Below are 6,878 nucleotides of genomic sequence, written 5' to 3' on the forward strand. Positions count from 1 at the left end.
TTATGTTTCAAGAAAACCTACCTCTGAACCGCGGTCGCTCATCTTTGAAAGGCCTCGATAGAGGTTTTCTTATAAATTGGGTGTAATCACTTTTCACCATACATTCCAGAGGGCATCGAAAGCTGCTTGCCGGACATACTTTCTCTCAGCTGCCGATAATAATGACTTAAACCGATGACATCTGCTCCTATATTAATGAAGCTGTAGCCCATAGCGACAAGCTCGTCCCAGTTACCTACAGTGCCTACGGTCCCTGCGAATATTCCTTTGTCGGCAGCTGCTGCGGCTATCCGTTTGCGTGCCTCGGCAATTTTCGGATGATCCATCTGTCCGGGTGCACCGATCCCTTGGCTGAAATCGCCCGGCCCGAAGAAAATCATATCCACGCCGGGCATACTGGCGATTTCCTCCAGCTCATCCATAGCTTCCGGGTCCTCGATTTGCAGAATATTAAACCGCTCCGTATTCGCTTGCTGCAAATAATCCGTAAATTCAATATTGCAGTAGGCTCCGTCTGCATTGCCTCCATCGACAGGCCGACGGCCGAGCGGATGAAATTTGGTTTGCTGGATGACCAGCCTTGCATCGGAGAGACTCATCACGTGCGGCACCATAATACCTGTGGCATCCAGTTCAAGCGGTCGGACCAGGTCGCTGTAGCTCCCACGCGCCACACGAACAATGATATCGACCCCATACGCCTTGGAAGCGAGTATTTGCCTTTCAATAACGGACCAATCATTGGCTACGTGCTCCATATCTGTCCATATACAATCGAAGCCCGACATCGCGGCAATTTCGACTACCCGTGAATCGGCTAAATTCAGCTTGGTGCTCATGACAACCTCGCCGGCACGAAGCTTGTGCAGCACACGACTGGGTCTCATTCGAATATTAGTTTCGTGCATTTCAATTCCTCCTTGGGTTGACCGTTATAAGAGGTTTAGGCTTATACGGTATGCAATTCTGAAGCTTACTATAGAAGGTAGCGGCTGTCGGCGGTAGGTTAGATTTTATAGAAAAGGGTCTCATATTATAGAATGCCGATATTTCAAGGTTTTTGGATCAGATTGCCTCTTGGAATCTCTAAGTCTTTGTTATACTGTTACATGGTAAAGACGGGCAAGTCCAAGAAAGAGGGGATTGATATGCTGACCAGGCTGGGTCTCGTATTTCATAATTTGAAATTAAGCTACAAGCTGACGATTGCCATTTCATTCGTATGCTTAATCGCACTGACCTTGTTCTCCACTACGACCATAATGATCTACAAAAATATGATGACGGACAAAGAAATAAGCTCCACATTGACGAATCTGGACGCCTTTCGCGGCAACCTCAATAACTACTTGAATGGAATTGATAAATCATCTGTGCTGCTGATATACAACCCTGCCATTCAGGACCATCTGGAAAGTAACGCTGATCTATTGAAACCGGAGGATCGATTGAAGGCTTTTCAGGACATCAATCAAAAGATCAAAGAGATCATCAACAATTCGTATGGGATCAGCTCGATCGCGATTATGGATAATTACAATAATGCGTTTACCTTCGGTGAAAGCAGTAATCTGCTAACCTCCGCGCCCAACGGCAATTACCGGGATACGGCCTGGTTCCGAATGGCAGAGAAGCGTGATGGATTGTACCAATGGGAAATTACCGACTGGTCACAAAGCAAAAAAACGATGCATATGCTCCGTTCCATTAAAAGCATCCGCAATCAGCAAACGCTTGGGGTGGTCCTCTTCACCATATCGCCGGATATTCTCAAAACAATGTTTACCTCAGACAGCCAGATGGACGGGATTTACAGCATTGTCGTCAGCAGCGGGGAAATTTACTCGCAGGATGAATCGGGCAGGCAGCAGACGATCATCGATACGAGCAAAATGAATGCAGCCAAAGGGCACTATTTTACAGAATCCGGTGGTAAAACCTATATCGTCACGTATTCCACGAACCCGCTGACCAACTGGAAATTTACTTATACGATCGAGCAAAATGTACTATTTAAGGACATTAAATATATTTATTTTATTTGGGTCGTGTTCTTTATCGGTTCATTCATATTGATTAGTCTGATTTCCCTGAAGATTTCCAAAACCATTTCCAAGCCACTCAAAACCCTCACAATATTGAACAAAGAAGTCGAGCGGGGCAACCTGAATGTCAAATTCCTTTCCTTATATAAGGACGAGGTGGGGATACTCGGCAGCAGCTTTAATCGAATGCTCGATAATATCCGTGAAGGCATTCCACTGCGACGGGAAAAAATGCTTCGATCGATTCTTGAACAAAATATGAGCAAGGAAGAGTTTATGGAGCTCAACCAATTGACAGCGCTCCCGCTGATTCAGCCCTTTTATCAGGTTGTACTTATTGACTTTGCGATCGATTTGCCTGCCCACAAGCTGAAGCTGATGGAGGAACGGATGTATCGATATGGGGAAACAAGCCCTATGGTGTGCTTTACATTGAAGCCGGGGCAATATTGCATCTTATTTAATGATAGTAAAGAAGAGACGTACCGGATAACCAACGAACTGATCGATTATTATCATACACAGCTGGAAATTTCAGCGGTCGGCTATATAGGGAATGATTACAATGAGATCTATTTTGTTAAAAACTCGTTCGAGGAAGCGAAGGAATTAAGCAAATATCGGTTTTTCATCGATTCACATTGCATGAGCTACGAGGCTGTGATGGGGAAAGTATGGCAGACGACCTACCCGGACAAACTTGAAAACCAGCTTAAATATTACATCGAGCAGGCTGATCCGGAGCAGTGCCGGACTTTGGTCGGGAATTTGCTCATTTTTATTCGAGACAATAATATCAAGCCTTTCATTATTCATACGCTGCTTGCGAATATGTATATTTACCTGCAGCAGCTTTCGGTTAAGCATCATGTCGATCCGCAGCAGTTATTTGACCCGAGAATTTGGCAGATTGATCTGCTGGTTGATTCCCAGGGGTCGTTCCAACGAAATTTTGACGAATTAATCTCCGCGATTGAGAAATATATCCAAGCTATCGGAGTACAGGGCGCTCGGAGCTTAAGTCCAGCGATTCAAAAAGCGGTGTCTGTTATGGAAGCGGAATACAACAACTATGAGATGGGCATCGATTTTATGGCACGCATCCTTCATATTAATAGTGTTTATTTCAGTCAACTGTTTAAAAAGGAGCTTGGAACCAGCTTCATGGACTATTTAAGCCAAATCAGGCTTGGACATGCGCGACGTTTACTTGGGGAATCGAATTTGAAAATTAAAGAAATTTCCAAGGAAGTTGGTTATGCGGACCCGCATTATTTTGGCATCTGGTTTAAGGATAAAACCGGGTTGACCCCTTCCCAATACCGAAATCAGTCTACTTAATCCCGGGAAAACTTAGAATTTAACGGTAATCTTGAATATTCAACCTACCTGAATGGTCGTTTCCGATGCTACTTTTGAAATAAGGAGTGCACTGCGAATCAACGAAAAGGGAGGGCTACCGGTAATTCGGTTATGCAGATGCTTCCATAGTGACGACCAACAAGGAGAGGGGTGTTTTATTTGAAAAAACATACATTTGCGTTTCTGTTATCGGTTGTTATGGTGGTTTCGATCATTGTCTCCGGATGTAGTGACAACAAACCGTCTGCAGCCAACACAACGGGAGGTGCCAAGGGTGGCAACGACGAGAAGGTCGAGCTTACGCTGTGGGCAACGCCAACCGGCTTGGGTAAAGACGGGCAGAAGGCTGGAGAATGGATTAGTCAGGATCTGGTTGCGGAGTTTAACAAAATCTATCCGAATGTGAAGATTAATGTGGAGCTGATTCCTTTTGACGGCATCCAGGAGAAGATTTCCGTTGCGGCTGCCTCGAAGACACTGCCCAACATTTATTTTGATGTACCAAACCGCATATTGCCGCTTTCTCAATTAGGCGTTATTGAACCGTTGGATGATATTTTGTCACCTAAGGATTTGGACGCGGTTCGCAGCAACCCGGATATGATGAAGCTGGTGTCTCTGAACAATCAGATTATCATTATGCCGTTGGCTGCGACACCGGTTACGATTCTGGTCAATAAAAGCATGTGGGCTAAGGCTAATGCGCTCGACTTACTGCCGAAGGATGAGTTCCGTACATGGACGCTGGATGAATTTAAGGCTGCGCTTAAAGCAGTTGCTGATCCCAAAAATAATAAGTATGGCTTCACGATGTATGCGCTGAATGAACAGGGAGATGAGCTGTATAACAACACGCTGATGACTCACGGTGTGAAGTTGTTCAACGATAACTACAGCAAATATTTGGCTGCCGAGAATCCGAAAACCGAGCAGGTCATGACTTTCTTCAAATCGCTGGTCGATGAAGGACTCGTGAATCCACACCCGGAAACGCTATCAACCACGAACGCCAACGATTTCTTTTACCAAGGCAAAAATGGGATGGTAGTCGCTTCTCCAGCCGTTGTGCAAAATATTAAAGCGAAAATCAAAGACGGCAGCATCAAGGAACCGTTCGATTATATGTTTGTGAATTTCCCGTCAGAGGTTAAAGGCACATCCGGTATTAAATTAGCTCTTGGCAATGGAACGATCTTCAAGGATCAAGACCCGAATAAGGTGAAATGGGCCAAAATCTTTTTCAAATGGGCGATCAATGATACCGAGATGTTCTTCAACGCCCAAAAAATAATGAAATCGGTTGGTGATGCGCCAGCCTGGACAAAAGAGGATAAGGAATGGGGCTTCTTGACAACCCTGCTGACCAAGTCAGGACAATGGCCGCTTATTGATCCGCTAACCAAGGTCAAAGGCTTTACCGAAATGCGAGCTGCGATGTATCCCGAGATGCAGCGGATGTTCATTAATGCCGCAACACCGAAGCAGACGGTCGACAATATATCCAAGAAATTCAATGACATTACTCAAAAATATAACAAATAAGGAAGATTTAGGGTTGGCGGCTTTTGTGATGAATATCCTCCAACCCTCTTCTTCCCTACCTGAGGCAATGAAAGGATAACCTTATGACCCCAAGCCGTAACACGTTTTCAATGAGCACGAGGAGAGAGTTGACCGGCTGGCTGTTCGTACTGCCGATGCTGATCGTGTTTTTGTCATTTGTCATTTATCCCGTCATCCAGGCTTTTAAATCGAGTCTATACGGGTTTGACTACACCCAATATTATTGGAATGGATTAGGCAATTATATAACGATATTTCAAGATGAGACCTTTCTGAAGTCGATCCGAACGACCCTTTTATTCGTCATTCTGATTGTTCCGGCCCAGACCGTTATTGCCTTATGTATTTCCTTGACCATTAACAGCTTCTCCAGCAAGCTGCAGTCCTTTTATAAAGCCGTATTTTATGTGCCCGGTGTCACCTCTGTCGTCAGTCTCGCGATGGTGTGGGATTATATTTATAATAACCAGTTTGGATTTGCCAATTATGCACTTAGCCTGGTCGGGATGGAGCCTGTCAATTGGCTTGGAATCAATTTTGGTGTATACGCCTTATCCTTGATTGTGATCACCATCACACTCGGCACGGCGGTTGTCGTTATTTCCGCAGGACTTGACGGTATTCCTCAGGAGCTGTATGAATCGGCCAACATCGACGGGGCAACATCGAAGCGTATTTTATTCTCGATTACGCTGCCGCTGTTGAAGCCGAGCTTATTGTATGTGGTGGTTACCGGGATGATCGCCGCATTCCAGATTTTCACGGTTATCTTATTGATGACTGGAGGCGGACCGGCTTATAAGACTACTACCATTTTGATGCTTATTTATCGTGAAGCGTTTATGAATATGAATTTTGGAGCCGCCAACGCAATGGGAATCGTGCTGTGTTTGATTATCACAACGATCGCAATCATTCAGTTCAAGCTGCTTAAGACCGACATCGAATATTAAGGAGAGCGGATGATGGGGAACAAAAGCAGCAACCAATGGATTTTCAATGTCATACTTGTGATCGCTGCAGCTTTTTTTATATGGCCGTTGTACTGGATGGTAACGGGTTCTTTCAAAAACTTGACCGTAGCCATCCAGATCCCACCGGAATGGATACCGCTGCAGCCGACCTGGATTAATTATCGAACATTATTCGTAGATCATTCTGTGATTAAATGGTTTGGCAACAGTCTGTTCATTTCATCAGGCGCGACGGTATGCGTGCTGCTGTTAAGCTCAATGGCGGCTTATGCAATTGCCAAGATCCAGTTTAAAGCAGGCGGTTATATCTTTGCACTGATGATAGGATCGCTTACGCTGCCGCATGCCGTTATGTTTATCCCGCTGTTTCAAATGATGAATGAGCTGGGCTTGATCAACACCTACGCGGGAGCGATGCTGCCGGTCGTCGGCTGGCCGTTCGGCGTATTTCTCTTAAGGCAGTTCATGCAGACGCTGCCGACCGCGCTGATTGAAGCGGCAAGAATAGACGGGGGCAGCGAGGTTCAAATTTTCACGCGGGTCATCCTGCCTTTGGCAAAGCCGGGCCTGGCTGTGCTGGCGATATTCACCTTCGTTAATACCTGGAATGATTACGTGTGGCAGCTGTTAATTCTGACAAAGGATTCTATGTTCACGCTGCCTGTAGGCGTACGGGTTGTGCAGAAGGCGCAGGAATTCCACAATAATTACGGAATTGCTATGGCCGGAGCCGTTCTTGCTACGTTACCGCTGATCGGGTTGTTCGTTTATTTCCAAAAATATTTTACCAAAGGCATTACGCTTGGTGCTGTGAAAGGATAATAGAGAGCTGTCTCACAGGTCACACAATGACCATGAGACAGCTTTTTTTGTGATAACATAAGAATTTATAAGCTTTCAGCGGAGCTGAAGGATTCTTATGTTTCAAGAAAAC

5 protein-coding genes are annotated in these 6,878 nt (G+C 45.3%); 4 read left to right on the top strand and 1 reads right to left on the bottom strand.

The annotated features are described in order from the left end of the window. Positions 1 to 86: 86 nt before the first annotated feature. Positions 87 to 908, bottom strand: a complete 822-nt coding sequence (locus OB236_RS10730; RefSeq protein ID WP_262683992.1) for an HpcH/HpaI aldolase family protein — start codon at positions 906 to 908, stop codon at positions 87 to 89. A gap of 240 nt (positions 909 to 1,148) precedes the next feature. Here OB236_RS10730 and OB236_RS10735 point away from each other — a divergent pair, with 240 nt between their 5' ends. The 4 genes from OB236_RS10735 (at position 1,149) to OB236_RS10750 (ending at position 6,766) form a co-directional block, all read left to right on the top strand. Next, positions 1,149 to 3,386 (top strand): helix-turn-helix domain-containing protein, encoded by a 2,238-nt coding sequence (locus OB236_RS10735; RefSeq protein WP_262683993.1) that lies wholly within the window; start codon positions 1,149 to 1,151, stop codon positions 3,384 to 3,386. 180 nt (positions 3,387 to 3,566) lie between these two features. Next, a complete protein-coding gene (locus OB236_RS10740; protein ID WP_262683994.1) occupies positions 3,567 to 4,949 on the top strand; it encodes an ABC transporter substrate-binding protein in 1,383 nt (460 codons plus the stop codon). An 83-nt stretch (positions 4,950 to 5,032) separates the two neighbouring features. Then, positions 5,033 to 5,923: a carbohydrate ABC transporter permease gene (locus tag OB236_RS10745; RefSeq protein WP_262683995.1), complete on the top strand. Its 891-nt coding sequence runs from the start codon at positions 5,033 to 5,035 to the stop codon at positions 5,921 to 5,923. A 12-nt stretch (positions 5,924 to 5,935) separates the two neighbouring features. Further along, a complete protein-coding gene (locus tag OB236_RS10750; RefSeq protein WP_262683996.1) occupies positions 5,936 to 6,766 on the top strand; it encodes a carbohydrate ABC transporter permease in 831 nt (276 codons plus the stop codon). The last annotated feature ends 112 nt before the right edge of the window (positions 6,767 to 6,878 follow it).

This window comes from Paenibacillus baimaensis (genome assembly GCF_025567575.1).